General features: G+C 53.8%; 32 protein-coding genes and 1 riboswitch. Of the genes, 18 read left to right on the plus strand and 14 right to left on the minus strand.

Features of this window, described 5'->3' with window-relative positions:
* Nucleotides 1–4: 4 nt before the first annotated feature.
* The 3 genes from astB (at nt 5) to HF675_RS10065 (ending at nt 4,061) form a co-directional block, all read left to right on the plus strand.
* Entirely contained in the window at nt 5–1,345 is a 1,341-nt protein-coding gene (gene astB, locus HF675_RS10055) for an N-succinylarginine dihydrolase (RefSeq protein ID WP_187044536.1), read from the plus strand.
* 34 nt (nt 1,346–1,379) lie between these two features.
* The gene (gene astE, locus HF675_RS10060; protein WP_187044537.1) at nt 1,380–2,363 is read left to right on the plus strand and encodes a succinylglutamate desuccinylase; all 984 of its coding nucleotides are present in this window, start codon (nt 1,380–1,382) and stop codon (nt 2,361–2,363) included.
* Nucleotides 2,364–2,981: 618 nt separating this feature from the next.
* The gene (locus HF675_RS10065; protein WP_105231512.1) at nt 2,982–4,061 is read left to right on the plus strand and encodes a porin; all 1,080 of its coding nucleotides are present in this window, start codon (nt 2,982–2,984) and stop codon (nt 4,059–4,061) included.
* Nucleotides 4,062–4,131: 70 nt separating this feature from the next.
* Here the strand turns inward: HF675_RS10065 and HF675_RS10070 are convergent, their stop codons facing one another.
* Nucleotides 4,132–4,323 carry a YebW family protein gene (locus HF675_RS10070; RefSeq protein ID WP_105231511.1) on the minus strand — a complete coding sequence of 64 codons (192 nt, stop codon included), beginning with the start codon at nt 4,321–4,323 and terminating at the stop codon, nt 4,132–4,134.
* Nucleotides 4,324–4,581: 258 nt separating this feature from the next.
* Here HF675_RS10070 and lysM point away from each other — a divergent pair, with 258 nt between their 5' ends.
* From lysM to HF675_RS10085, 3 genes are all read left to right on the plus strand, one after another.
* Nucleotides 4,582–5,028, plus strand: coding sequence for a peptidoglycan-binding protein LysM (lysM, locus tag HF675_RS10075; protein WP_111736922.1), 447 nt, complete (start codon nt 4,582–4,584; stop codon nt 5,026–5,028).
* Nucleotides 5,029–5,217: 189 nt separating this feature from the next.
* Nucleotides 5,218–5,433, plus strand: a complete 216-nt coding sequence (locus tag HF675_RS10080; protein ID WP_187044797.1) for a hypothetical protein — start codon at nt 5,218–5,220, stop codon at nt 5,431–5,433.
* Between the two features lie 24 nt (nt 5,434–5,457).
* On the plus strand, nt 5,458–5,622 hold the full coding sequence (locus tag HF675_RS10085; protein WP_187044538.1) for a hypothetical protein: 165 nt from the start codon (nt 5,458–5,460) through the stop codon (nt 5,620–5,622).
* Between the two features lie 821 nt (nt 5,623–6,443).
* On the opposite strand, the gene HF675_RS10090 is transcribed toward HF675_RS10085, so the two are convergent.
* Nucleotides 6,444–6,830 (minus strand): helix-turn-helix domain-containing protein, encoded by a 387-nt coding sequence (locus HF675_RS10090; protein WP_105231509.1) that lies wholly within the window; start codon nt 6,828–6,830, stop codon nt 6,444–6,446.
* A gap of 441 nt (nt 6,831–7,271) precedes the next feature.
* Nucleotides 7,272–7,484: a YccJ family protein gene (locus HF675_RS10095; protein WP_061323113.1), complete on the minus strand. Its 213-nt coding sequence runs from the start codon at nt 7,482–7,484 to the stop codon at nt 7,272–7,274.
* A gap of 177 nt (nt 7,485–7,661) precedes the next feature.
* Here HF675_RS10095 and HF675_RS10100 point away from each other — a divergent pair, with 177 nt between their 5' ends.
* Complete coding sequence (locus HF675_RS10100) at nt 7,662–7,901, plus strand: DUF2766 family protein (protein ID WP_015672738.1); 240 nt, start codon at nt 7,662–7,664, stop codon at nt 7,899–7,901.
* A gap of 39 nt (nt 7,902–7,940) precedes the next feature.
* Here the strand turns inward: HF675_RS10100 and HF675_RS10105 are convergent, their stop codons facing one another.
* Nucleotides 7,941–8,174, minus strand: a complete 234-nt coding sequence (locus HF675_RS10105) for a YobH family protein (protein ID WP_105231508.1) — start codon at nt 8,172–8,174, stop codon at nt 7,941–7,943.
* A gap of 161 nt (nt 8,175–8,335) precedes the next feature.
* Between HF675_RS10105 and HF675_RS10110 the strand changes: the two genes are divergently transcribed.
* Nucleotides 8,336–8,494: a PhoP/PhoQ regulator MgrB gene (locus HF675_RS10110; protein ID WP_071889299.1), complete on the plus strand. Its 159-nt coding sequence runs from the start codon at nt 8,336–8,338 to the stop codon at nt 8,492–8,494.
* Between the two features lie 91 nt (nt 8,495–8,585).
* Nucleotides 8,586–8,858, plus strand: a complete 273-nt coding sequence (locus tag HF675_RS10115) for a YebO family protein (protein ID WP_105231507.1) — start codon at nt 8,586–8,588, stop codon at nt 8,856–8,858.
* A 58-nt stretch (nt 8,859–8,916) separates the two neighbouring features.
* Here HF675_RS10115 and fos read toward each other — a convergent pair whose 3' ends face one another.
* The gene (gene fos, locus HF675_RS10120; RefSeq protein ID WP_105231506.1) at nt 8,917–9,342 is read right to left on the minus strand and encodes a fosfomycin resistance glutathione transferase; all 426 of its coding nucleotides are present in this window, start codon (nt 9,340–9,342) and stop codon (nt 8,917–8,919) included.
* Between the two features lie 164 nt (nt 9,343–9,506).
* On the opposite strand from fos, the gene HF675_RS10125 reads away from it, so the two are divergent.
* From HF675_RS10125 to HF675_RS10135, 3 genes are all read left to right on the plus strand, one after another.
* Nucleotides 9,507–9,821: a phage protein NinX family protein gene (locus HF675_RS10125; RefSeq protein WP_187044539.1), complete on the plus strand. Its 315-nt coding sequence runs from the start codon at nt 9,507–9,509 to the stop codon at nt 9,819–9,821.
* 60 nt (nt 9,822–9,881) lie between these two features.
* Nucleotides 9,882–10,118, plus strand: a complete 237-nt coding sequence (locus tag HF675_RS10130) for a DUF4060 family protein (RefSeq protein ID WP_105231504.1) — start codon at nt 9,882–9,884, stop codon at nt 10,116–10,118.
* A 174-nt stretch (nt 10,119–10,292) separates the two neighbouring features.
* Entirely contained in the window at nt 10,293–11,681 is a 1,389-nt protein-coding gene (locus HF675_RS10135; RefSeq protein WP_187044540.1) for an amino acid permease, read from the plus strand.
* Between the two features lie 37 nt (nt 11,682–11,718).
* On the opposite strand, the gene HF675_RS10140 is transcribed toward HF675_RS10135, so the two are convergent.
* Nucleotides 11,719–12,015 (minus strand): hypothetical protein, encoded by a 297-nt coding sequence (locus HF675_RS10140; protein WP_105231502.1) that lies wholly within the window; start codon nt 12,013–12,015, stop codon nt 11,719–11,721.
* Nucleotides 12,016–12,203: 188 nt separating this feature from the next.
* Between HF675_RS10140 and HF675_RS10145 the strand changes: the two genes are divergently transcribed.
* Both HF675_RS10145 and HF675_RS10150 read left to right on the plus strand, forming a co-directional pair.
* Nucleotides 12,204–13,214: an MBL fold metallo-hydrolase gene (locus HF675_RS10145; protein WP_187044541.1), complete on the plus strand. Its 1,011-nt coding sequence runs from the start codon at nt 12,204–12,206 to the stop codon at nt 13,212–13,214.
* 259 nt (nt 13,215–13,473) lie between these two features.
* A complete protein-coding gene (locus HF675_RS10150) occupies nt 13,474–13,956 on the plus strand; it encodes a type VI secretion system tube protein Hcp (RefSeq protein ID WP_187044542.1) in 483 nt (160 codons plus the stop codon).
* Nucleotides 13,957–14,011: 55 nt separating this feature from the next.
* Here HF675_RS10150 and HF675_RS10155 read toward each other — a convergent pair whose 3' ends face one another.
* On the minus strand, nt 14,012–14,500 hold the full coding sequence (locus tag HF675_RS10155) for a lysozyme inhibitor LprI family protein (protein WP_105231499.1): 489 nt from the start codon (nt 14,498–14,500) through the stop codon (nt 14,012–14,014).
* Nucleotides 14,501–15,088: a hypothetical protein gene (locus HF675_RS10160; RefSeq protein ID WP_187044543.1), complete on the minus strand. Its 588-nt coding sequence runs from the start codon at nt 15,086–15,088 to the stop codon at nt 14,501–14,503. It lies immediately after the preceding gene.
* Between the two features lie 284 nt (nt 15,089–15,372).
* Between HF675_RS10160 and HF675_RS10165 the strand changes: the two genes are divergently transcribed.
* From HF675_RS10165 to cspE, 3 genes are all read left to right on the plus strand, one after another.
* The gene (locus HF675_RS10165) at nt 15,373–15,579 is read left to right on the plus strand and encodes a hypothetical protein (protein ID WP_111736925.1); all 207 of its coding nucleotides are present in this window, start codon (nt 15,373–15,375) and stop codon (nt 15,577–15,579) included.
* A 293-nt stretch (nt 15,580–15,872) separates the two neighbouring features.
* On the plus strand, nt 15,873–15,992 hold the full coding sequence (locus HF675_RS10170) for a DUF2627 domain-containing protein (protein WP_071823832.1): 120 nt from the start codon (nt 15,873–15,875) through the stop codon (nt 15,990–15,992).
* 41 nt (nt 15,993–16,033) lie between these two features.
* Nucleotides 16,034–16,243 (plus strand): transcription antiterminator/RNA stability regulator CspE, encoded by a 210-nt coding sequence (gene cspE, locus HF675_RS10175; RefSeq protein WP_002221949.1) that lies wholly within the window; start codon nt 16,034–16,036, stop codon nt 16,241–16,243.
* A 56-nt stretch (nt 16,244–16,299) separates the two neighbouring features.
* Here the strand turns inward: cspE and pgeF are convergent, their stop codons facing one another.
* The gene (pgeF, locus tag HF675_RS10180; protein WP_187044544.1) at nt 16,300–17,013 is read right to left on the minus strand and encodes a peptidoglycan editing factor PgeF; all 714 of its coding nucleotides are present in this window, start codon (nt 17,011–17,013) and stop codon (nt 16,300–16,302) included.
* Nucleotides 17,014–17,172: 159 nt separating this feature from the next.
* Here pgeF and rlmA point away from each other — a divergent pair, with 159 nt between their 5' ends.
* Entirely contained in the window at nt 17,173–17,991 is an 819-nt protein-coding gene (gene rlmA, locus HF675_RS10185) for a 23S rRNA (guanine(745)-N(1))-methyltransferase (protein ID WP_111736927.1), read from the plus strand.
* 63 nt (nt 17,992–18,054) lie between these two features.
* On the opposite strand, the gene mntP is transcribed toward rlmA, so the two are convergent.
* From mntP to manX, 5 genes are all read right to left on the minus strand, one after another.
* On the minus strand, nt 18,055–18,624 hold the full coding sequence (gene mntP, locus HF675_RS10190) for a manganese efflux pump MntP (protein ID WP_105231495.1): 570 nt from the start codon (nt 18,622–18,624) through the stop codon (nt 18,055–18,057).
* Nucleotides 18,625–18,636: 12 nt separating this feature from the next.
* Nucleotides 18,637–18,819: riboswitch (yybP-ykoY riboswitch) on the minus strand.
* A gap of 205 nt (nt 18,820–19,024) precedes the next feature.
* Complete coding sequence (locus tag HF675_RS10195; RefSeq protein ID WP_105231494.1) at nt 19,025–19,495, minus strand: DUF986 family protein; 471 nt, start codon at nt 19,493–19,495, stop codon at nt 19,025–19,027.
* 56 nt (nt 19,496–19,551) lie between these two features.
* Nucleotides 19,552–20,394: a PTS mannose transporter subunit IID gene (locus HF675_RS10200; RefSeq protein ID WP_105231493.1), complete on the minus strand. Its 843-nt coding sequence runs from the start codon at nt 20,392–20,394 to the stop codon at nt 19,552–19,554.
* A 15-nt stretch (nt 20,395–20,409) separates the two neighbouring features.
* On the minus strand, nt 20,410–21,210 hold the full coding sequence (locus HF675_RS10205) for a PTS mannose/fructose/sorbose transporter subunit IIC (RefSeq protein WP_105231492.1): 801 nt from the start codon (nt 21,208–21,210) through the stop codon (nt 20,410–20,412).
* A gap of 54 nt (nt 21,211–21,264) precedes the next feature.
* Entirely contained in the window at nt 21,265–22,230 is a 966-nt protein-coding gene (gene manX / locus HF675_RS10210) for a PTS mannose transporter subunit IIAB (RefSeq protein ID WP_187044545.1), read from the minus strand.
* Nucleotides 22,231–22,756: the final 526 nt, after the last annotated feature.

The raw sequence follows: 22,756 nt of genomic DNA on the forward strand, positions 1-22,756 counted from the left end.
CCGTATGGCGGGATATGAGGTCAATTTCGACGGATTGGTGGGGCTGAGTCACCATTATGCCGGACTGTCGTTTGGTAATGAGGCATCTACGCAGCATCAGAACAGCGTTTCCAATCCCAAACTGGCGGCCAAACAGGGGCTGCTGAAAATGAAGGCGCTGGCCGATCTCGGTTTTCAGCAGGGCGTGCTGCCGCCGCAGGAGCGTCCGCATTTACCGACGCTGCGGCGTTTGGGGTTCAGCGGCAGCGATGAAGCGGTGCTGGCGCAGGCGCAGCGCACTTCACCGCGTCTGCTGTCGGCGGTAGGTTCAGCCTCGTCGATGTGGACCGCCAATGCGGCCACCGTATCACCGTCGGCCGACAGCGCCGATGGCAAAGTACATTTCACCCCTGCCAACCTGAATAATAAGTTTCACCGCGCGATTGAGGCGGACACCACGTCCGCCGCGCTGCAGGCGATATTCAGCGACGCGCGCCATTTTGTTCATCACGATCCGCTGCCGCAGGTGGCGCTGTTCGGCGATGAGGGCGCGGCTAACCATAACCGCCTGGGGAGCGACTACCACCGGCGCGGGGTGCAGGTGTTTGTCTATGGCCGGCAGGAGTTTGGCGGCGAATGTGAGCCGACACGCTACCCGGCGCGTCAGACGCGTGAGGCCAGCGAGGCGATTGCCCGTCTGCACCAGTTGGATGAGCAGCATACGGTCTTTATTCAACAGAACCCGGCGGTCATCGATCAGGGCGTGTTCCATAACGATGTGATTGCGGTCAGTAATCAGCAGGTGTTGTTCCATCACCAGCAGGCGTTTTTGCATCAGCGACAGGCGCTGGACGAGCTGCGCCGCAAAATGGCCGATGTCGACAGCGAACTGATGGCGATTGAGGTGCCGACGGCGCGGGTTTCCGTCGCAGACGCGGTGGAAACCTACCTGTTCAACAGCCAGCTGCTGACCAAGCCCGACGGCAAAATGATGATTGTGGTGCCGGAAGAGTCACGTGAGCACGCCGGCGTGTGGAGCTATCTGAATGATATGGTGGCCGGCGCAGGGCCGATCGACCAGATCCAGGTGTTTGCGCTGCGCGAGAGCATGCGCAACGGCGGCGGCCCGGCCTGTCTGCGGCTGCGGGTGGCGCTGAACGAGGAAGAGCTGCGCGCCGTCAATCCGCGGGTGATGATGAGCGATCAACTGTTCGCCACGCTGAATGACTGGGTCGATCGCTATTACCGCGACCGCCTGACGGCCGCCGACCTGGCCGATCCGCAGCTGCTGCGCGAAGGGCGGGAGGCGTTGGATGCGCTGACTTCCATCATGGGATTAGGGTCGATTTATCCCTTCCAGCAGTGAGCCAGATAAATATATTTAAACCGACGGAGGATGCATGTTTGATCTATTGGCCATGACCTTGGCGGGTGAAGTGCCTGCGGCGCAGCAGGGGGAGACGGCGACGCTGCGCTGGCGCTGGTTAGGGGAAGGGCTGCTGGAGATCTGTCCGCAACAGGGCTACCAACAGGCGGTGCTGCTTTCCGCCGGTATTCATGGCAATGAAACCGCGCCGATTGAGCTGCTTAACCAACTGGTCGGCGATGTTTTACGCGGCGTGCGGGCATTGACGGTGCGTTTGTTGGTGGTGCTGGGCAACCCGGCGGCAATGCGCGCCGACCGGCGCTATCTGCATGCCGATATGAACCGCATGTTTGGCGGCCGCTACCGTGATTTTCCGGCCAGCGGCGAAACGGCGCGCGCGCAGCAGCTGGAGCAGCTGGCGACGAACTTTTTTCAGCATGAAACGGCAGAGCGCTTCCATTACGATCTGCATACCGCCATCCGCGAATCACGCCTGCCGCGCTTTGGCATTTTACCGTTCCAGACGCGTAGTTATCATCCGCAGCTGCTGGCCCGACTGGATGCGGCAGAGCTGGACGCGCTGGTGGTTCACCGGGCGCCGGGCGGCACCTTCAGCCACTTTACCAGCGAGCACCTGGCGGCGGCCAGCTGTACGCTGGAGTTAGGCAAGGCGCGTCCGTTCGGACAGAACGATCTGGCGCAGTTTGCCGCCATCAACCGTGCGTTGCAGGGGCTGGTCAGCGGCGAAGCGCCGTCGCCGCGTCAGGGGCCGGCGATCCGCGTTTTCCACGTGGAGCAGTCGCTGATTAAGCGCCAGCAGGACTTTGTGCTGCACCTGAACGATGATACAGCCAACTTTACCGAGCTGGAGCAGGGCCGGCTGATCAGCGAGCAGAGCGGTGAGGCCTATCGGGTGCAACATGCCAAGGAATGGATTTTGTTCCCCAATCCGCAGGTTGCGCTGGGGTTACGGGCCGGTATGCTGCTGACGGAGGTTGAACGCAGTACGCTATTTTAGCCGCCGGTGCGGATGCATAGTTTCTCTTATTAATAAGGCCCGGTTCCGGGCCTTATGATTTTTTGTCATAGACAAAATTTATAACAACAGGCCGATATTACTTGGTGATGGTGATGTATGCCATCATCCCGGAGTTTATTAATCTTAAAATAGTCCATCAGGATTTGTTTTGTTCCGTCTGTTGTCGGCAGGGTTCCTATTATGCGAGTTTTGGCTAAAGAACCGCGCTGAATTAGCAAAGCAAGAAATGTGAATTAAATAACGTTTTTTATTAACGCACTAATAATTTCATTGCGATAGCGTTTGCCGATAAATTGCGCCACCTCTCATTTTTATGCACCAAAAAGGTGCGTCGCACCATTTTGGTTATAACTTATTGTGCAAAAGTATTTATAAATCATATCGTTAAATAAAATCTTTCATTAACATAACGTTACATTAAATCATGCTTTATCCACGTTGTTTTGCGCAAATTTTTATTTTCAGTGAGGATTCATGATGCTAATGTCACATGGCCCCTTATTAGGGGCGTTTATAAGATATTAAATGATAGCTATCACAGCCCAAAGTATAAATTGGGCGTGAGGGGCAGGGTTTAGCTAAATAAACAGGAAAATAATGATGAAACGCAGTGTATTAAGCGCGGCGCTTGCGCTGGGCGCAATGTCCTCATTAGCCAATGCGGCAGAAATCTATAATAAAGACGGGAATAAGCTGGATCTCTACGGCCGGGTCAACGCCAAGCACTACTTTATTCATAACGATGAAAGCGGCGGCGATAAGACCTATGTGCGTTTCGGTTTCAAAGGTGAAACGCAAATTAACGATCGGCTGACGGGGTATGGCCAGTGGGAATACAATGTCCAGGCAAACAACTCGGAGGGCAGCGACGCCAGCAACGGTACTAAAACCCGCTTGGGTTTTGCCGGTTTGCGCTTCGGCCAATACGGCTCTTTTGACTATGGCCGCAACTACGGCGTGGTTTACGACGCGGAATCCTACACCGATATGCTGCCGGAGTTCGGTGGTGATTCCTACAGCTATACCGATAACTTTATGACCGCCCGTTCCACCGGCCTGGCGACTTACCGCAACCGCGATTTCTTTGGCCTGGTTGAGGGACTGAACATTGCGCTGCAGTATCAGGGCAAAAATGAAAGCCGCGAGCTGCGGCGGCAAAACGGCGACGGCTACGGCCTGTCGCTGGACTATCAGGATATCGGCGGCAGCGGCATCGGCTTTGCGGCGGCCTACTCGGATTCCAACCGTACCGGCGATCAGAAACGCGCGAAAATCGGTGAGGGCGACAAGGCCAGCGCCTGGACGACGGCGGTAAAATATGACGCCAACCAGGTGTATCTGGCGGCGATGTATGCTGAAACTCGTAATATGACGCCAATCAGCGTCAACGGTGAGCAGGGCTTTGCCAACAAGACACAGAATATTGAGCTGGTGGCGCAGTACCAGTTTGAGAACGGCCTGCGTCCGTCACTGGCCTATGTGCAGTCGAAAGGCAAGGATATAGAAGGAATAGGGGATGCCGATCTGGTGAAATATTTTGATGTTGGCGCGACCTACTACTTCAACAAAAACATGTACGCCTATGTGGATTATCAGATTAACCAGCTGAGCGATGATAACAAGCTGAAGCTCAGCAACGATGATATCGTGGCGGTCAGCCTGACCTATCACTTCTGACGCCGCGTTTCCGGCTGGTCAGGCAAAGATAAACAGCGGGACTGCGTATTGGCGCAGTCCCGGCATGCTGTCAAAACGTGGCATACTCATTGGCGGGCAGCCAGAAGCCGTCAATAAAGTCCTCCACCGGATAGCAGCCGGCGTGGCGCAGGTTCTGTTCTTTCATTGCCACCAGACACTGCTGTTCGTCACGCAGAATATCCACCATGATATCGGTGCAACCGCCGTCCAGATAGCAGACAAACATCACCAGAGCGTACATCGTTCAGATTCCTCCTCTGCCATTATTCGCGAGGCTGTCACTATTGTGGCACGGTTTTTCTGCTTAATCATTAACCCTAGTGATGATTTAATCATCGGTAGGGCCAATTTCAGATTACTCTAACCGCCTAATCCATTGGGTTTTATTGAAAATTCACCCGGCGATGCTAAGCTTAACGGGTCTTATTGCAATGAACGTGGTGCTTACCGCCTTGCTGCGGCAACGGTGGGGTATCTCTTCCTCAACTCAGGAGTGAATATGGGATTGTTTAACTTCGTTAAAGAAGCAGGCGAAAAACTGTGGGACACAGTGACCGGTAATGCAGACGCGGCCGATCAGAGCGCTAAACTGAAAGAGCACCTTAACAAGAGCGGCCTGCCGGATACCGACAAGGTAGATGTACAGGTGGTTGATGGTAAGGCGGTGGTCAGCGGTGACGGTATTTCGCAGGAACTGAAAGAGAAGATTCTGGTTGCCGTGGGTAACGTGGCCGGCATCAGCGGCGTGGAAGATCACATCACCGTTGCTCAATCTGCGGGTGAAAGCACGTTCTATACCGTGAAAAAAGGCGATACGCTGAGTGCGATCTCGAAAGCGGTCTACGGCGATGCCAACCAGTACAACAAGATTTTTGAAGCCAATAAGCCGATGCTGTCCAGCCCGGACAAAATTTATCCGGGACAGGTGCTGCGTATTCCGCAGTAATCACGCATTGATAAGCCCGATCGTCGGTCGGGCTTTTTTATGTCATTTTTAATTAGTTTTTCTTATTAAAGTTTTGTTTTTATAAAACATGTGAATATTGCGTGCCGGTATCAGGCCGGTCTGGCGGGGATTGTTGACCGTCGGGGGGAAAGTTGGTAGCGTCTGCGGGATTCGGGGTTTGAAGCGGATGTGCAAACGACGGCCTGCGCCAGTGTGCGGCGGGTATCGCTTCAAAAAAACAATAAAATGCTGAAGACAGAACTCGTGAGACAACGGCGTAACACCCCGCAGGATAAAACATACCGCGACACCTTGGGTGACGCACAATTTGCCGTTTTGGTGTTGCTTGTTGCATCGGGCACGCTGATTTTTTTCACTTTGGCGGCCACGTTATGGCTGATGTGATTCTTTTTAACAACGGGAGAGAAAATGGAGCATGAACTCCATAACGAAACCAAACTGATTGCCATTATCGGGCTGCTGGTTTCCGCTTTGCTGGTGGTATCCGTTCTGTTTGGCATGACCTACTTTTCCGATCTAAAACACACCGATGATAAATTGGATGTGAAAGGCTGTTATATCAAAAACCCATAGCTATAATCTGCCGGCCTGCTGAACGTAACATCCCATTACCGCCTGGCTGAACGAGCAGCGTATTATTGACGCGCTTGGAGCAGGGTTATTGGCTGGGTAACCGCTCCGGTGGCACCCATTATTATCGAAATGGCTTTAACCTTATTATAAATGCGGTAATTGGCGGTCTTGCTACGGGCGCTTTAATGTGACGGGACGTTCATTGAGCATGGGTGGCATGTCCGGCGTGAAGCTCCCGCGTTATCCGCTTGCGGCGCTTATGGCCACATCCTGCCGCCCCCGCTGGCTTATTGATATCAGTTATTTTTATATAACCTAATATATATGAACGCCGATTAAAATCGTTGCCGACTGGCTCCATTCAGCCATTGTGATTACAGCAATGAATATCATTTACATCTCTTATTCTTTTTTCGCCTTTTTTATTGATTTATTGTGATCAATGAATCATGTTTGTTAATAAATAGTCTTGTTAAGCTAAATAGTGATCTGAAGCAAGTTATTCTCTGGCATAAACGACTAGGATCTTTCCTAGAAAGACCCGGGTTATCAGCCCTTCAGAAAGAAGTAAGAGAGGTAGTATGAGCCAAATACTCTATCGTGCAAGATTATCCCATGTTGTTGTTGCAACGGCGGTGTTTTGGATCTCACTTGCAGCTATGGTAGTAGCTGCGTTTTATTAAACCAGCAGACAATATAAAAAAACCCGCTGCGGCGGGTTTTTTATATTTATAAATTATTGATAAAGATTTTTATATAACCAACTGGTCGGATGTCGATCTGATTAATCCACCCGGCAGCCGTTTTGTTTCCGGCGAGGCTCAGGCCATTTTTTGATGGATAACGTGCAACGGTGGGTCAATATGCAGATCGACACTGAGATCCTGGCGAAAATCATAGGGTGTAATATTGAAACGCTTACGGAACATGTAGGTAAAGTGGGACTGCGAGCCGAAGCCAAAATCCAGCGCGATATCGAAAATCGAGGCGTTGCTGCTGCGTAGCTGATAAACCGCTCCCGCCAAGCGCCGTTCGCGGATATATTTGCCGAGTGAGATGCCGGTCGCTTCCTTAAACAGTTTTTGCATATGCCACAGGGAGTAGCCCGAGTATTCCGCCAGCTCTTCAAGGTGAATCACACGGCCAAGGTGGGTTTCAACCCATTGACTCAGGGCGCAGACCAACGAGAGGTGATGTTCTTGTATCATCAGTGCATCTGTGTGGGATCGACATACTGCGAGTATACACAACTTGCCGCCGCCGACAAAAAACGCCGCGCAGTGGCCAACCTGCGTCACATAATCCGACCGCTAATGCTTGTCAGTCGATAACGAATACCGCTAATCTGAACCCCAGCCCCGCTGCGCTGATATCAGGTAGCCCGGCCGCATATGCACCAAACAGCAGAAAGTCCACCGTACAACGCAGCGTTGATGGGGTGATTCTATGTTAGCGACCATGATTATTACTCTGGTTGTCATTGTTGGCGTAGCCGTATTTCTAGCGGCGCCGGCGGCGAGAGTGAAGAAAGCGGAAGGCGTGGGAGGTGAGAAACGGTGACGCTCTTTTTGGCCGCGCTCGGGAAAGGGCGCTGAGACTCCATGAAAAAGCCTGGGTATGCGACACCCGGGCTTTTTGTTCTTTGGCCGTCAGACGTTTTTACGTTCGACCGTTTCTTCACCCCAGTACAGCTGGTCGGCGTCGGTTTTGGCGAAGGCCATTTCCAGTGCTTTATCGCTGCCTTCCTCCCAGATCTTTTGCGCCAGCGCCTCATCATTCCCTGCCAGTTCGAAAATCGCTTCGGCAATCTCAACCGAAGTTTCACGCAACGTAGCCCAAGATTTCACGTTGTGGTTCGCCATAACTCATCTCCTGTGTGATGTTGGCTGATGATGCTTACCAGTATAGGTCAAATACGCCGCAGATTTTGATGCCGAATGCGCCGTTTTACTGAAAATTCAGGCTGAAGCGGCTTTGGTGCGGCAAAGCCGCAATCAGCATGATATTCTGTGCGGCGTTTGTTTAAAGAGGAAATGATTATGTCCAATGCGTTAACTCACGATCAGGAAATCGCCTCCGATCTGGTCGCCTGCCAGCTGGTGATTAAGCAGATTCTGGATGTCATTGATGTGATTGCGCCGACCGAGGTGCGTGACAAAATGGCCGGCCAGCTGAAGAGCATTGATTTTTCAACGCATCCGGCGGGCGCCGATCCGGTGACCAAGCGGGCGATTGAAAAAGCCGTTGCCTTGATTGAGCTGAAGTTCAAGCAGGATTAAGCCAGGCCGCCCAGGACAGGCGGCCGGTCGGTGGTGCGCTTAGTCCACCACCGTTTCTATTTTCTTGAACAGCGGGCAGTCGGAAATGCCGATAACCCCGTTGTCGCCGTGTAAATATTGCGCGGTTACCACATTACGCGCGGTGAGATATTTGCACTGTAATCCCAACCCGGCGACGTTTTGTTGACTGCCGATCAGTACCCCATAGCCGGAAAACAGCAGCGCACCGTACAGCACGGCCACCACCACCACCAGTTTGATTAACTTACTCATTCCTACTCCTTGTTAAATAGGCTGCTGTGATATAGCCACGCCGGAGGGCGGGACGCAACCGTAACATTCTTAAATTCATACCGGCAAGGGGAAATCTAAACGGCGAGTTAAACTTCGTTTAACTTTCCTGTGATAGACTGCAGGAAGTCAACTGAGTAACAATGAGGCTGCTAAGTTTGTTGCGAAACAAAATTCTGCTGATCGTTGCGACCGTGCTGGCATGCCTGTTCTTTAATCTGCTTGCCCTCGATAGCTATTGTGATCAAGGTGGAAACTTTGCGTTAGGGATCTGTTCGATAACTCGGATTATTCCTTGGTAAATCCCGCTATAACAGTGCGTACAAGGATGTTTTTGTTCAGCGAGGGAGTGGTAAGATAGCGACTGATATTTAGCTGTAGGTAGGGTTGTATATGTCTGATGCAGGGTTTTCTCCGTCGCTGCTCTCTTTGGGGATTGCGCTGGTCGCGCTGTTGCTGGGATTGTGGGTGTGGTTTTTGGTAAACCGCGCCAGCGTGCGGGCCAACGAACAGGTTCGTCTATTGCAGGAAATCGCCGAGCAGCAACAGCAGCAAACGGCGCTGCTGAAGCAGATAGCGCGCCAGTCGCGCGGTGAATCGGTGTCTGCTGTCGATGACGATTTCGGGCCGGCGATGGAATTCAAAGATGTCATCCCCGAGCGCTAAGGCGCTTCATCTCTGGTGAGAAGGCGGCAGGACACGGTCGGTTATCTCAGTTTCAGTTTTAACCATCAGCCTTCTCACCATCCTCAAAAAAAGTCATCTCCTGATAGGGTTGCCGCCGGCAGGCCGCCAGACGGCTGGCGAGGTCGCCTGCGTGCAGTTCCAGTCGGTGGCCGTCAGGATCGAGAAAATAGAGCGATTCGCCTTCGCTACGGTTACTTTTCCATTCGCGAATGCCGGCCTGACGCAAACGCGCGACGCTGGTAGCAAAATCCGCCTGCGGGACGCTGAAAGCATAATGTGTGTAATCGGGCGAGGGTGACGCTGCGTCGTCCAGCGACAGGCATAGCCAAAGGTCGCCGGCGGCCAGATATGCCCCCTGTCGCCAGCGTGCCAGGGGTTTTAACCCCAACGTGCGTACATAAAAGTGAAAACTGCGTTCAATATCGCGTACCGCGAGCGTCAGGTGGTTCAGTCCGGCGATCATGCCATTTTCTCCAGAGATTCAGTAATAAATACGGCGTAAATCGCCGTTGACGGCCAGTATCGGGCGAAATCCATTAATACAGATAATGTAAATCCTGTATGTCATAAAACTGTCGCATTGCCATCGTAATGTAGCGCCAACCCTACGAAAGATGGATAAAGCTGATGATTAAATGGTACGAAGAAAGTGACGCCGAGGTAAACCGCAGTATTGCATTGATTACCGGAGAAAATCCGGACAAATGGTACCCTTACGGCGGCGTCAAAGGTAAAGACTACTGCAAGAACCCCTCCGATGCCTGGCCGATTATCTGCGCCAACAAAATCAGTCTGAATCCCGCCGAACACTGCGACCAATCGCAGTGGCAGGCGCGTATCTCCACCGCTCACGGAGAATGGCAGGCGGACAGCAGCAGCCCGCTGCGCGCCGCGATGATCTGCTTTCTGCTGAGCCAGCAGCCGGACGACGCGTCTTACTAAAACACAATGTTAATGTTTTCCATAATCTGACAACGGAACTGTCTGTGGCGGAGGCTGTTTATGAAACGCATTATTAAAGGTGATACTAACCTGGCCCATCTGGTGGTTGCCCACGCGGCGATTGACCGTCATGCCGAAAGTTTCGGCCAGCGTCGTCAGGGCTGGCCCTCTACCTACCTTATCAAATATCAGAACGATCGCGTGGCGGTTGAAGTGGTCACGCGTCGTCAATCCTATGTCGCAACGCTGATGATCGGCGCGCGCACGCTGACGAAACTGTGCAGCCTGGTGGGCTGAACAGGTTGTTTGCCATCTTTCCCCGGGTGAAAAACAGCGCCGGAGACAGCACGCTTCCGGCGCTAATCCTTGATGCACTCGGGGTTAAGTGTTAAAAAGCCGCCCGCAGATACAATAATTGATTGGCGAAACGTTGTGCAGTTGCGGCAGGGTTTCTAGCCATATGAGGATAAGATGGGCGGTCAGCATCAGGATACTCCGTTAAAACGCGGTTTAAAAAACAGACACATACAACTTATTGCCCTTGGGGGCGCCATCGGAACCGGCTTATTTCTCGGCATTGCGCAGACCATTAAAATGGCCGGCCCGTCGGTGCTGCTTGGGTACGCCATCGGTGGTTTTATCGCTTTTCTGATTATGCGCCAACTGGGTGAAATGGTGGTGGAGGAGCCGGTTGCCGGCTCGTTCAGTCATTTTGCCTATAAATACTGGGGCGAGTTTGCCGGCTTCCTTTCCGGTTGGAACTACTGGGCGATGTTTATCCTGGTGGGTATGGCGGAACTGACCGCCGTCGGCATCTATATTCAATACTGGTGGCCGGAGATCCCTACCTGGGTATCTGCCGCGGTGTTCTTTGTGCTGATCAATCTTATTAACCTGGTGAACGTGCGCATTTATGGTGAAACGGAGTTTTGGTTCGCCATTATTAAGGTTTCCGCCATCATGGGGATGATTTTCTTTGGCGCCTACCTGCTGGCCAGCGGCACCGGCGGCCCGGAAGCCGGCATCGACAACCTGTGGCAGCAGGGCGGCTTCTTCCCGCACGGGGTGGAAGGGCTGGTGATGGCGATGGCGGTGATCATGTTCTCCTTCGGCGGCCTGGAGATGGTGGGGATTACCGCGGCCGAAGCCGCCGATCCGCGTCGCAGTATTCCCAAGGCCACCAATCAGGTGGTGTACCGTATTTTGATTTTTTATATCGGTTCGCTGACCGTGCTGCTGTCGCTGTATCCGTGGGCGAAAGTGGTGGAGGGCGGTAGCCCGTTCGTGATGATTTTCCACGCGCTGGATAGCAACCTGGTGGCGACGTTGCTGAATGTCGTGGTGCTGACGGCGGCGCTGTCGGTGTATAACAGCGGAGTATACGCCAATAGCCGCATGCTGTTCGGGCTGGCGACGCAGGGGAATGCGCCAAAGGCGCTGACGCGCGTTAATAAGCGCGGCGTGCCGATTCTGTCGATTGGCCTGTCGGCGCTGGTGACCTCGATCGGCGTGCTGATTAACTACGTTATGCCGGGCAAGGCCTTTGAATTACTGATGGCGCTGGTGGTGTCCACGCTGGTGATTAACTGGGTGATGATCTGTCTGGCGCACCTGAAATTCCGTGCGGCAAAAAATCGTCAGGGAGTGATCCCGCACTTCAAGGCTTTGTGGTATCCGTTCGGTAACTATCTGTGTCTGGCGTTTCTGGCGATGATTTTGCTGATCATGTACTGCACTGACAGCATTCGTATTTCCGTACTGCTGATGCCGGTCTGGATAGGGGTGTTGTGGTTAGGCTTTACGCTCACGCGCCGCCGCGCCGCGACCGTCAAGAAAAACGGCACGCGCCGCATGCCATAAGCTTTAAGGGAGGCGCAGCAGGCGCCTCCCGAACGATTTAGCGGCTGCCGGCGGGCATAGTGCGTTTGCCCTGCGGATGACGGCCCGCACCGAACACTTTTCTACACAGCAGGAACAGCGTGGTGATGATATCGATCGCCACGACGCTGGCCATCATCAGCCCCAGAACAAAAAAGCTCATGACGGCGCCGGCCAGCAGCACCAGCGGCGTCGGAACGCGCAGGCGGCGCAGTTTCATGGCGGCATACATTTTCCAATACTGCGCCTGCGCCCGCATCGCGCTGCGAAGGCGCCCCAGACGGCTGCGTGATTGGCGTGATGATGAACGACCCATAACTTCTCCTTTTCTGATTGTCCCGAACAGTAAAACATAAAGTTCTTAAGAGATACTTAACAGGCTCTTGTCGGCCCTGCAAAACTTACAGTGACTCAGACAACGCGATTGGCGAAAAGGTCAGCCTCACCGTATGCTATTTTGCCGGGGCGTCTTAACGTGGCGGAGATTAACAGCAGGAGTCAGCCGTGAAGCGAGCAGCAAACAAGAAAGGGGCGGTTAACCGCTACTATGACGCCGGTAAGGCGCATCATACGCCGCAAGGGTTTCGCAACCCGGAACCGTCGCTGCGGCGCGAAGGGGATTTACGCCGCTGGCAGGACGAGCGTAAGCGGCTCGGTTTGCCGTCGCCGCCGCAGGCCGGCTACCGGCGTTTTGTTGAGCAGTGGTGGCAACCGGCGGATCTCGGCGGCGCACATGACGGCGTCTGGTGGCTGGGGCATGCGGCGTTGCTGCTGCGACTGTCTGGGCGTTATATCCTGATCGATCCGGCGTTGTCGGAGCGGGCGTCGCCGCTGAGTTTCTACGGCCCGAAGCGCAAAACGCCGGCGCCGCTGTCGGTGGCGCAACTGCCGGCGCTGGACGTGCTGCTCATCTCTCACAACCATTATGACCACCTTGACCGGCGCACTATCCGGCAACTGGCGCGGCGCTTCCCGCAGGCGACCGTGGTGGTGCCGCTGGGGCTGAAGCGCTGGTTCCGCCGTTATCGCTTTGCCCGGGTTGAGGAGCTTGACTGGTGGGACAGCCTGACGCTGGGGGAGACGGCGCTGCACGCCGTGCCGGCTCGGCACTGGAGCATGCGCTCTCTCTGGGACCGCAACCGGTCATTGTGGTGCGGCTGGGTGATTCACCACCCGGCGCTGCGCTTTTATTTTTCCGGCGACAGCGGTTATTCCGAACGCCTGGCGGAGATAGGCCAGCGACTGGGGCCGTTTAATCTGGCGGCGCTGCCGATTGGCGCCTATGCACCGCGCTGGTTTATGCAAGAGCAGCATATGGATCCCCAGCAATCGGTGACGTTGTATCAACAATTGGGCGCGCCGCGCGCCATTCCGATGCATTGGGGCGTTTTTGAACTGGCGGATGAGTCACTGGATGAACCGCCTGAGCAGCTTAGGCAAGCGCTGCAGGCTGCCGGCGTTGAACCGGACGGCTTCCGGCCGATTAAAATCGGCGCGCAGATCGCATTGCCCTGACGGTATGGCGACTGTCATTGTGCTTGTTACCTTCACCGCAGGCGAACTGTCGCCGGAATGATTAATGCGTTGTTTGTGCTCTCGCTGGGAAGCCGTTATTGCCGGCGGCATGCTGTGAATAACCCGTTATTCGGACGCGTAAGCGAGGCGAGAATATATTTAACATAGGCCGGAATTCCATTCAGAAACCTCTCTTTTGATAGGGGGATGCCTCATCTATGATTGGCCCTCAATCAAACCAAAAGGATGGGTGAGAGCAATGGCATCAAATGCGTTTTTAAAGGTGGATGGCGTTTCCGGTGAGTCTCAAGATTCAGGGCATAAGGGATGGATTGATGTTTCCGGCTTTGACCTGGGTGCCACGCAACCCGGTAATATGCACGTCGGCAACGGCGGCGGGGCGGGTAAGGTTCATTATGACGATCTGGTTATTTATACCAATGTCGACAGGGCGACGCCGACGCTGTTTCAGTATGCCGCCAGCGGTAAACATATCAGCAAAGTTGAACTCGCTATCCATAAAGCCGGCGGCGAGAACATTGAGTACTTACGTTTGACGCTGGAAGATGTTTTAGTCACGGAGGCCCGCTATGAAGGCGATCTGAGGCAATCGATCATTCCTGTTATCTATAAATTCCAGGCGGCTAAGGTTTTGCATAAATACTGGGAGCAAACAGATAAAGGCGGAAAAGGCGCGGAAGTCTCCGCTGGCTGGAACATCAAAGAGAATCAGGGCAGTTAAAACGTCAGTATGCGCCTGCGCAGGACACCTGACGCAGGCGCGATATGCCGATGGCTTAACTTGAGCCAAAGCGACGCAGTGAGGTTTCCAGCTGGTAGTTTTCTGCTGCCTGGCAGGTATGCGTTTCTATATATTTACCAGGATCCTTGAATTCAAAATACAGAAAACCGCATTTGGCGCTGACATACTCACGCCACGTTGCCAAATATTTATTGAACGCTGCCAGGTACTCTTTTCCGTTGTCTTCATAGCCCTTGGTGCTGCGGTCGTAATAAGCCAGGTAGTCTTTGACTTCGGCCATTCGGTTATCCAGCTGCTGTTGAGAGTCTGACAGCAAAAGATCGGCGCATTCGGCCATCGCACGCGAGCTAGAGCCACGGGAGTCTTCAGTGATGCATAATTTCTCTTGTTGTATAATAATTATCTGCTGGGCAACATTTGGCACAACCGCGAGTTTCCTTTCATCGGCAAAAGAAGAACATACACCAGAGAGTAGCAGCAGGATGGCTTGCGCCGAATATTGATATATTTTTTTATTGTTCATTTACTGTTTACTGTTCCTCAGGTAATTGATTCTGGCGTTGTGTCTTGCCAGGTCTCCATTAATATTATCCCGAATGTGGTTAATCAGTTCCTCTTTGTTACCTCTCGCTGCTGATCTATATGTTTTTATGTTGGCGACGCCGTGATACACCATATCTGTAATAATCTCTCTGGTTTCAGATGATAAGTCCTCCCAAAGGATATAACCATTTTCTGATGCTGCGTGACGTTTATATACACGTTTTGCCACTCGTTCATATTCAGCATAAACTCGGTTAAATAACAGAATCTGCTGACTTGTAGTGATCTCTCCGATTTGATCGCGATGAGTACGTACAAAATTTCGCGCTGCGTCGCGCGTCAGTTTGACGCCACCGGCAATCAGTTCGGCTTTCTCCTGGCTGATGCCTGCGCAGGTAAGATCGCGAATGACCTGTTCCCTTTGGCGGTGTTTTAAGTCGTAGCCGCGGCCGATAGTGACGCCAGAGTATTTTTCTGGCCAATGTAAATGTCGTGAATTCCATTTTCCTGAATCATTACCCTCGTTATCATAAGTAAACTTTCCTCTCGCCACCGTTGGCTCTGACATAACTCAATCTCCATCCGTAGAAAATGACCTGGTCGATGTATAGAAAATAAACGCACCACCGATTTTGAATAATCGTTCTGCAAAGAGAAAGGGGAATTGTCCGCATTGAGTGTGATACGGCGCTCAAATACTCGTTGTAATAATCAGTTTTTTCGGGGGAGGGAAATAACGGACGGGTTTCTACGGAAACAAATTAGAAAAAAGAGAGAAAACACGGGCGAATTCCTAACGGTTTGTGATGACGTCATAAGGCAGAAAGATGGATATTCAAAGCAATCTGTAACGTGACACATTTATCGCTTACGGCGGCAGAGGCCGATTCGCTGTTGATGCTGTGGCCATATCGAATGAGCCGGGTGGGCATCCGCATGCACGCCTTAACACTAACACCGCTGTTCCTCATCGCCGCAGGCGGCGTTAACCTGCATGCTGTTACCGGGAACGCTCAGGAGCAAATGCGGAGAATATTGTTCGGCGAAGATTATTCATAAATATTCAAAAAACTTTAATCTTAAAGTCAGAAAACGTGCCCTGTAGCGTTTGCTCAGCGACGCATATGCAGCGAAAGTTTTGTTAAATTCCCGATGGGGCGGGGAGTACAGAGCATGCGTGATGCAGAGCAGAAAAGAGGAAAAGCTTCAACATATTTTAGCGTGTTCAGCCCGTTGCCGCGGCTGACCGTTTCAATTATGTGCGACGCGTCCATCAGTGATTAAAAATGGCTTGCCATTGCATACAGAGTATGTGATAACGCAATTGGGTAAAACGAGGTACAGTTCTGTATATGTGTGGCATTTCTATCAGTAAAGAAGTTCTGAGTAAAGACGTTAACGTTGAATACCGCTTCTCTGCCGATCCTTATCTTAGTGCCTCAAGCAGTAACGACTCTAGTTTGTCTATGTAACGCCTACGGGCGGTTTAAACAATCCAAAGGAAATACTCAAGATGGCAAAGATCAAAGGTCAAGTTAAGTGGTTCAACGAGTCTAAAGGTTTCGGTTTCATCACCCCGGCTGACGGCAGCAAAGACGTGTTCGTACACTTCTCTGCAATCCAGGGTAACGGCTTCAAAACCCTGGCTGAAGGCCAGAACGTTGAGTTCGAAATCCAGGATGGCCAGAAAGGTCCATCAGCAGTAAACGTTACTGCTATCTAATCAGCGTCAGCTGTAAAAAAAGCCCGCCAGCGTGCGGGCTTTTTCGTATCTGTCATTCAGGGATTGATAATGATGGCGGCGTACTGATTACGCCCTTTGATATCTGGATGTTGCGGATCCTGCGCCCGACGTTGGCTGTTGCGGCGAAAACTGGTGTATTTAAAGCGCTGCGGCTGTTGTGGCTCATGGTTGAGCGTACAGATGGTGCAACTGCCGGTGTGATCGACGGCGGAAAAACCCAGCGCCGTCAGCTTATCGTGGGCGATGGCGGCCAGATCCAGGTGACGAAAGCGCGGGCTGATCAGCGCGGGCGGCTGCGGCAGACGCTGCTGAAACTGCGCTACCAGCTCTTCATTGACTTCATAGCAGCAGGGGCCGGCAGCCGGTCCGATGGCGGCCACCCAGTTGGCGGGATCGTCATCGTGCGCGATGCGCTGCGCCATCTGTTCCAGAATACCGTCCAGCAGGCCGCGCCAGCCGGCGTGTACAGCGCCGATCGCCGCACCGTCGCGGCGGCTGAATATCACCGGCAGGCAGTCTGCGGTCAGCACGCTGAGCAAAATGCCCGGCTGCGTGGTGTAAAATCCGTCTGCCTCGCCGCAGAGCTGCCCTGGCTGCAGCACATCGACGATGCGTGTGCCGTGCACCTGCTTTTTCTCGGGCAGCGTATCGCGGTAGGGCAGCAGCGATTCGGGCAGCAGCGCGCTTTTGTTGCCAAAGCCGTGCTGAATGGCCGGGATGGCGCTGAGCAGTGCGGAATAATCGGTCATGGTCTGATAACAATCCGTATTTGAAAGACAGGCACCCAGTGTAGCGAGCTTTTTCCCGCTTTGGCTAGCGTCGGCTGTATACCGCGCGCTGGCGCGCCTTGCATCAATACCCGGGCTTATTTAGACTAGCCGCGCCGTATCTCTCTGGAAGCCAAACCCATGTCCTATCTTTGCCCGTTGTGCCAGTTGCCGCTGCTGCTCACCCAGCAACAGTGGCGTTGTGAAAATAACCATCAGTTCGATTGTGCAAAGGAAGGCTACGTCAATCTGTTGCCGGTACAGCACAAGCGCTCGAAGCAGCCTGGCGACAGTGCGGAGATGATGCAGGCGCGGCGCGCCTTTCTGGAGGGCGCATTTTACCAGCCGCTACGTCAGCGAGTGGCTGAGCTGCTGGATAATGCGCTGGGCGCCGATGCGCAGACGCTGCTGGATATCGGCTGCGGCGAGGGCTATTACACCGCCGCGGTGGCTGAACGGCTACGAGAGCAGCGCCAGATGGCCGTTTATGGGCTGGATGTGGCCAAGGTGGCCATTCGCTATGCCGCCAAGCGTTACCCTGAGGTGGCATTCTGCGTCGCCTCCAGCCATCGCCTGCCGTTTGCCGATGCATCATTGGACGCGGTATTGCGCATCTATGCGCCTTGTAAGGCGGCCGAGCTGGCGCGCGTGGTGCGTCCGGGCGGGGTGGTTGTGACGGTGTCACCGGCGCCGCGCCATTTATATCAGCTGAAAGAGCAGGTTTATCAACAGGTTCAGCTACATGACGAGCATGATGAGACGCTGAGCGGTTTTCAACGTGAACACAGCGAACGGCTGGCGTATACGATGGCGCTGCCGGGCGAGCAGGCGGCGAATTTGCTGCAGATGACGCCATTTGCCTGGCGCGCCTCGCCGGAGGTGCAGCAGCGGCTGGCAGCCAGCGACGTCTTTGATTGTGAGACGGACTTTGCTATCAGCCTGTACCGCCGCGAGGCGTAGCATAGGCCGGGCGAAAAAAAGGGCTGAACAGCGTTCAGCCCTTAACGATGCCTGATGTGACCGTCAGGACAGGTAGCCCAGATGGTCCAGCAGAATATTCACCCCGATGCCGATCAGCACCAGCCCGCCGAGGATTTCGGCGCGTTTGCCCAGCAGCGGGCCGATAAAGCGGCCGATCATCATACCCAGCGTGGCCATTATCATGGTGGCGCAGCCGATGGCCATGGCGGTATGCACGATATTCACCTGTAAGAAGGCCAGACCGACGCCGATTGCCATGGCGTCGAGGCTGGTGGCGATTGCGGTGGCGACCAGCAGCCAGAATCCGTGGCGTTTGACCTTTTCAACCTCGTCCGGGCGGTTGCGTATCCCCCCGACGATCATGCGCACGCCGAGAATAAGCAGCAGGCCGAAGGCGACCCAGTGATCCCACTCCATAATGTATTGGCTGGCAAGCAGGCCCAGCGACCAGCCGATCAGCGGGGTAATTGCTTCAATGACGCCGAAGATAAGGCCGGTACGGAGTGCTTCGCGAAAACGGGGTTGATGCAGACTGGCGCCTTTGCCGATAGACGCAGCAAACGCATCCATAGACATGCCGAAAGCGAGGATCAGGGTAGCAGATAGATTCATGTGAAATAGTCTCGGCCGGGCGGCTCCATATACACGCAACCCACCCCCAACCAAACGACGGAGTTACGTGCCTATGGTCTCGCCAACCTGACTCTGGCTGCCCGCACCACGTTTCAAACGACAAAACGAGTATGTTGATACGGGCGTTTCTGATTGTGAGTAATCAGAAACCGGCTACTCCCCAATGACGGACGCAACCTTATCATATTATTTTTGCCAAAGACAACGTTTAATTCTTGGGGGTATTTAATGAAATTGATAATTGTTTTCATTAAATGATTGCAGGAGAAAAATAAAGCAGATAGTGATGATGTTATTGTGGAAATAATAAGCAGAGGGATCGGCGTCGTCGTGGATAAATTAACCGTTTTTGACGCCGGATTCGATAGGAAGTGAACGGCTACGTTTTAATGTTTTGATTTTCAATGAAAAAATCATAAATCTTTTGCAGATCGTCTAACTGGGTGACCTGAATCAATAAGCGCCGCTGTTCCAGCGCAATCACCAGAATGCCATCTTCGGTTAAATTCATTGCCTTGATGCGGGAATAGGCAATAAAGGCATTGGCATAAAAGAAACCCTGCGTTTTAAATAATAATGTCGGCCAGCGAATATAAGCAAGATATATGGCGACCAGCGCCAAAGAGATTAATAACCAGTTGGTCAGCGGCGCTCCCTGATTGACCAGATTGCGGTACAGTAAAATTGCCAGCAGCGCGACAAAAATCAGGCTGTCGATGCGGTGGCGACGTTTGAGTTTTACTTTAAGCAGCGTAGGGCCTTTGAGCCGCTCCTGGATGATTTGGTCATAAATGGCGTACAGCAACAGCAAGACAATAAACAGCACGATGGCGATATCCGTCAGCGACATCTTACACTCCCTAACTGAAAAAGCCGGGGGCAAGCCCCCGGCGTGACGGTGGTTAACTAGCCCAGCAGGCCAATCCAGTAGCCGAAGATGCCGATGACGAAGAACCCCAGGATAATCCACAACGCATTGACCTTTTTACGCAACAGCCACATACAGCCGAAGGTCAGCAGCAGCGGGATCAGGCCCGGCATCAGCTGGTCAAGAATTGTCTGTACCGTGGTAACGGTGGTATGTCCGGTCTGATCGGTGATTTTCGACACCACCAGCGGAATGTTAACGGTAGTCCACTTATTGACCAGCGCTCCCATGACAAACAGGCCGAGAATCGACGCTCCCTCCGTCAGTTTCTGCAGGAAGCCGCCGCCCATATCGTTAACGATATCGGCGCCTTTACGGTAGCCGTAGGCCACGCCGTAGTAACGCACCAGTATACGCACCAGGTTAAACAGCACGAAGAACAGTATCGGCCCCAGCAGGCTGCCGGTCAGGGCGATACCGGCGCCCAGCGCGGCGAACACCGGCCGCATGGTGCCCCAGAAAATCGGGTCGCCGACGCCGGCCAGCGGCCCCATCAGCCCGACCTTGATGCCGTTGATGGCGGCGTCATCGATGGGGGCACCGTTGGCACGCTGTTCTTCCATCGCCAGCGTTACCCCGAGGATTGGCGCAGCGACGTAAGGGTGGGTGTTGAAAAATTCCAGGTGGCGTTTGATCGCCTGCTTGCGCTGGTCGTTGTTTTCCGGGTACAGGCGGCGGATTGCCGGCACCATGGAGAAACAGAAGCCCAGCGCCTGCATACGTTCGAAGTTCCACGATCCCTGAAACAGGTTAGAGCGGATAAATACGCCGCGAACGTCGGCCGGCGTCAGTTTCTTTTGAGCTGCAGTGGTATCAACCATTTCTCTCACCTATTCCTAGTCCAGTTCATTATCAAGGTCGTTCGATTGGGCGGGACCGCCCTGAACCACCTGCGGCTTGTTATATTTAGGGCTGAGCTGGATATACAGCACGGCCATCACCACGCCGATGACCCCCAGCGCCACCAGGTTGAAATCGGTAAAGGCGGCGGTGACAAAACCGGCGTAGAAGAACGGCATCAGATAGCCGGCACGCATCATATTGATCACCATGGCGTAACCGACCACGACGATCATGCCGCCGGCGATATTCAGGCCGGTGGTCACCACTTCCGGGATGGAGTTCAGCAGCGCGTGCACCCCGGCGGTGCCGACGGATACCGCAACGATCACGGCCGGAATGGCGATACGCATCGCCTGCAGCAGCAGGGCGGAGACGTGCAGCCAACTGATGGCGCGCAGGCTGCCGCGCTCGGCCGCGCTGTCCGCCGCGTGCTGGAAGGCGACGGTCAGCGTACGCACGATGATGGTTAAGACCTGGCCCGCCGCGGCCAGCGGAATGGCCAGCGCGATACCGGCGCCGACGCTTTGTCCGCCGGCGATAACCAGAATGGTGGAAATAATGGAGGCCAGTGCGGCATCGGGCGCAACCGCGGCGCCGATGTTCATCCAGCCGAGGGCGATCATTTCCAGCGTACCGCCGATAATGATGCCGGTTTTCATATCGCCGAGGATAACGCCGATCAGCGTACAGGCGACCAGGGGGCGGTGAAACTGGAATTCATCCAGCACGGAACCCATGCCGGCAATACAGGCAACGATAAATATCAGTACAACCTGAAGCGTGGTTATCTCCATTGCACTTCTCCTATTGACCAAGAGCGCTGAGTAGAATAATGACGGCTGTCGCCATTAATTAAGTTTGTTGATCAGGTCCATCATTTTTAAACGCGTATCGGACGAGACCTTACGGACTTCCAGTTCAATGCCGCGTTCATTGAGTTTTTTAAACGCCTCAATATCTTTCTCATCCACCGACACGGCGTTGTTCACCTGGGTTTTTCCCTGACGGAACGCCATACCGCCGATATTGACCGACTTTATGTCAACGCCGTCTTCCACCAGACGCCAGACGTCGGTCGGGTTGGTAAACAGCAGCATCACGCGGTCATTGGCGTATTTCGGGTTGTTCCACACGCGGATCATTTTTGCCACATCGACCACGTGGGCGGTGACGCCCGGCGGCGCAACCTGGGTGAGCAGGGTTTTGCGCACGTTGTCGGCGGCGACTTCATCGCTGACCACGATAATGCGCGACACATTGGTTTCCTTGGTCCAGCGGGTGGCGACCTGGCCGTGGATCAGGCGATCGTCAATGCGCGCCAGGCCGATTTTCATATGGTCGTTGGGGCCGAGGGCGACGGCAGGCGCGGCCTTGGCCGGTGCGGGCGAAGGGGCGGCAGGCGCGGGGTTTTCCTCCGGCGGTTTTTTTAGCGCTTTCACGCCTTCGCGGCCGGTTTCCACCGCGATGGCCACCAACTCATCAAAGCCCGGATCGTCATCGCGTGCCATAAAGGTTTCTACCAGCATGGGAATGTTAACGCCGGTGACCACTTCATAATTCTGCTGGTCGACGGCGACCCGGCTGGCAGCGTTGAACGGACTGCCGCCCCAGGTATCCACCAGAAACAGCACGCCGCCGCTGGTATCAAGGCCGCTGATTTTTTCCTGGTATTTTTCAATTAAAGTTTCGGCATTCTCTCCGGGAACGAAATCGATAAAGGCGACGTTGTCTTGTTCGCCCAATAGCATTTCCGCCGTTTTCAGCAACTGCTCTGCGGCGCTCCCGTGTGTGCCGATGATAATAGCTATTGCCACTCGCTACCTCCTCGTTAAACCTCAGGTACAGATCGTTGTTTTTGCCGTCTTCCTGACGGTCAGTTTCACGGTTCAGATCCATTATGGGTGAAATTCGGCAAGGCAGAGTCGGCCCTGGTCGTACAGCGTTAGCCGGCCGGCCGGATAGACCGCTGCTTTCGTCATTTATTTTAGTGGGCGAAAAAATAAATAGTGTGACGCTGCTCCGCTATTAACTAAGAGAAATCGCATGTTTTTTCAGCTTGTTGGCAGATCAATGCGGCGATTTAAAATTGGCTTGGACAGTAAAATTTTTCCTGATAGAGTATCCGCTTCTTTCATTATTAGGAGTGAAGGGCCTCAGCCCACCCTATGGACTGTCACCGAAGTCGCTGTTTTCCAAGGTTATACCCGCCACCTGCTGGCATCACACAAGCAATCACGGCCGCCCGGCCATATCCCGGTACTACCACCCCGAACTTTTGCTATTTCCGCCGCACTGCGTCCGACATGCGATTCATCGCCCCTGCGCGTCGCTTAGCTAATC

Origin of the sequence: Serratia sp. JUb9 (assembly GCF_014298095.1) — a bacterium.
Taxonomy (GTDB): Bacteria; Pseudomonadota; Gammaproteobacteria; order Enterobacterales; family Enterobacteriaceae; genus Serratia_B; species Serratia_B rhizosphaerae.

What these genes read in the sequence shown, in the direction of transcription:
- astB (WP_187044536.1), top strand. Translation starts at nt 5, where the DNA reads ATGGCGGGATATGAGGTCAATTTCGACGGATTGGTGGGGCTGAGTCAC.
- astE (WP_187044537.1), top strand. Translation starts at nt 1,380, where the DNA reads ATGTTTGATCTATTGGCCATGACCTTGGCGGGTGAAGTGCCTGCGGCG.
- HF675_RS10065 (WP_105231512.1), top strand. Translation starts at nt 2,982, where the DNA reads ATGATGAAACGCAGTGTATTAAGCGCGGCGCTTGCGCTGGGCGCAATG.
- HF675_RS10070 (WP_105231511.1), bottom strand. Translation starts at nt 4,323, where the DNA reads ATGTACGCTCTGGTGATGTTTGTCTGCTATCTGGACGGCGGTTGCACC.
- lysM (WP_111736922.1), top strand. Translation starts at nt 4,582, where the DNA reads ATGGGATTGTTTAACTTCGTTAAAGAAGCAGGCGAAAAACTGTGGGAC.
- HF675_RS10085 (WP_187044538.1), top strand. Translation starts at nt 5,458, where the DNA reads ATGGAGCATGAACTCCATAACGAAACCAAACTGATTGCCATTATCGGG.
- HF675_RS10090 (WP_105231509.1), bottom strand. Translation starts at nt 6,830, where the DNA reads ATGATACAAGAACATCACCTCTCGTTGGTCTGCGCCCTGAGTCAATGG.
- HF675_RS10095 (WP_061323113.1), bottom strand. Translation starts at nt 7,484, where the DNA reads ATGGCGAACCACAACGTGAAATCTTGGGCTACGTTGCGTGAAACTTCG.
- HF675_RS10100 (WP_015672738.1), top strand. Translation starts at nt 7,662, where the DNA reads ATGTCCAATGCGTTAACTCACGATCAGGAAATCGCCTCCGATCTGGTC.
- HF675_RS10105 (WP_105231508.1), bottom strand. Translation starts at nt 8,174, where the DNA reads ATGAGTAAGTTAATCAAACTGGTGGTGGTGGTGGCCGTGCTGTACGGT.
- HF675_RS10110 (WP_071889299.1), top strand. Translation starts at nt 8,336, where the DNA reads ATGAGGCTGCTAAGTTTGTTGCGAAACAAAATTCTGCTGATCGTTGCG.
- HF675_RS10115 (WP_105231507.1), top strand. Translation starts at nt 8,586, where the DNA reads ATGTCTGATGCAGGGTTTTCTCCGTCGCTGCTCTCTTTGGGGATTGCG.
- fos (WP_105231506.1), bottom strand. Translation starts at nt 9,342, where the DNA reads ATGATCGCCGGACTGAACCACCTGACGCTCGCGGTACGCGATATTGAA.
- HF675_RS10125 (WP_187044539.1), top strand. Translation starts at nt 9,507, where the DNA reads ATGATTAAATGGTACGAAGAAAGTGACGCCGAGGTAAACCGCAGTATT.
- HF675_RS10130 (WP_105231504.1), top strand. Translation starts at nt 9,882, where the DNA reads ATGAAACGCATTATTAAAGGTGATACTAACCTGGCCCATCTGGTGGTT.
- HF675_RS10135 (WP_187044540.1), top strand. Translation starts at nt 10,293, where the DNA reads ATGGGCGGTCAGCATCAGGATACTCCGTTAAAACGCGGTTTAAAAAAC.
- HF675_RS10140 (WP_105231502.1), bottom strand. Translation starts at nt 12,015, where the DNA reads ATGGGTCGTTCATCATCACGCCAATCACGCAGCCGTCTGGGGCGCCTT.
- HF675_RS10150 (WP_187044542.1), top strand. Translation starts at nt 13,474, where the DNA reads ATGGCATCAAATGCGTTTTTAAAGGTGGATGGCGTTTCCGGTGAGTCT.
- HF675_RS10155 (WP_105231499.1), bottom strand. Translation starts at nt 14,500, where the DNA reads ATGAACAATAAAAAAATATATCAATATTCGGCGCAAGCCATCCTGCTG.
- HF675_RS10160 (WP_187044543.1), bottom strand. Translation starts at nt 15,088, where the DNA reads ATGTCAGAGCCAACGGTGGCGAGAGGAAAGTTTACTTATGATAACGAG.
- HF675_RS10170 (WP_071823832.1), top strand. Translation starts at nt 15,873, where the DNA reads ATGTGTGGCATTTCTATCAGTAAAGAAGTTCTGAGTAAAGACGTTAAC.
- cspE (WP_002221949.1), top strand. Translation starts at nt 16,034, where the DNA reads ATGGCAAAGATCAAAGGTCAAGTTAAGTGGTTCAACGAGTCTAAAGGT.
- pgeF (WP_187044544.1), bottom strand. Translation starts at nt 17,013, where the DNA reads ATGACCGATTATTCCGCACTGCTCAGCGCCATCCCGGCCATTCAGCAC.
- rlmA (WP_111736927.1), top strand. Translation starts at nt 17,173, where the DNA reads ATGTCCTATCTTTGCCCGTTGTGCCAGTTGCCGCTGCTGCTCACCCAG.
- mntP (WP_105231495.1), bottom strand. Translation starts at nt 18,624, where the DNA reads ATGAATCTATCTGCTACCCTGATCCTCGCTTTCGGCATGTCTATGGAT.
- HF675_RS10195 (WP_105231494.1), bottom strand. Translation starts at nt 19,495, where the DNA reads ATGTCGCTGACGGATATCGCCATCGTGCTGTTTATTGTCTTGCTGTTG.
- HF675_RS10200 (WP_105231493.1), bottom strand. Translation starts at nt 20,394, where the DNA reads ATGGTTGATACCACTGCAGCTCAAAAGAAACTGACGCCGGCCGACGTT.
- HF675_RS10205 (WP_105231492.1), bottom strand. Translation starts at nt 21,210, where the DNA reads ATGGAGATAACCACGCTTCAGGTTGTACTGATATTTATCGTTGCCTGT.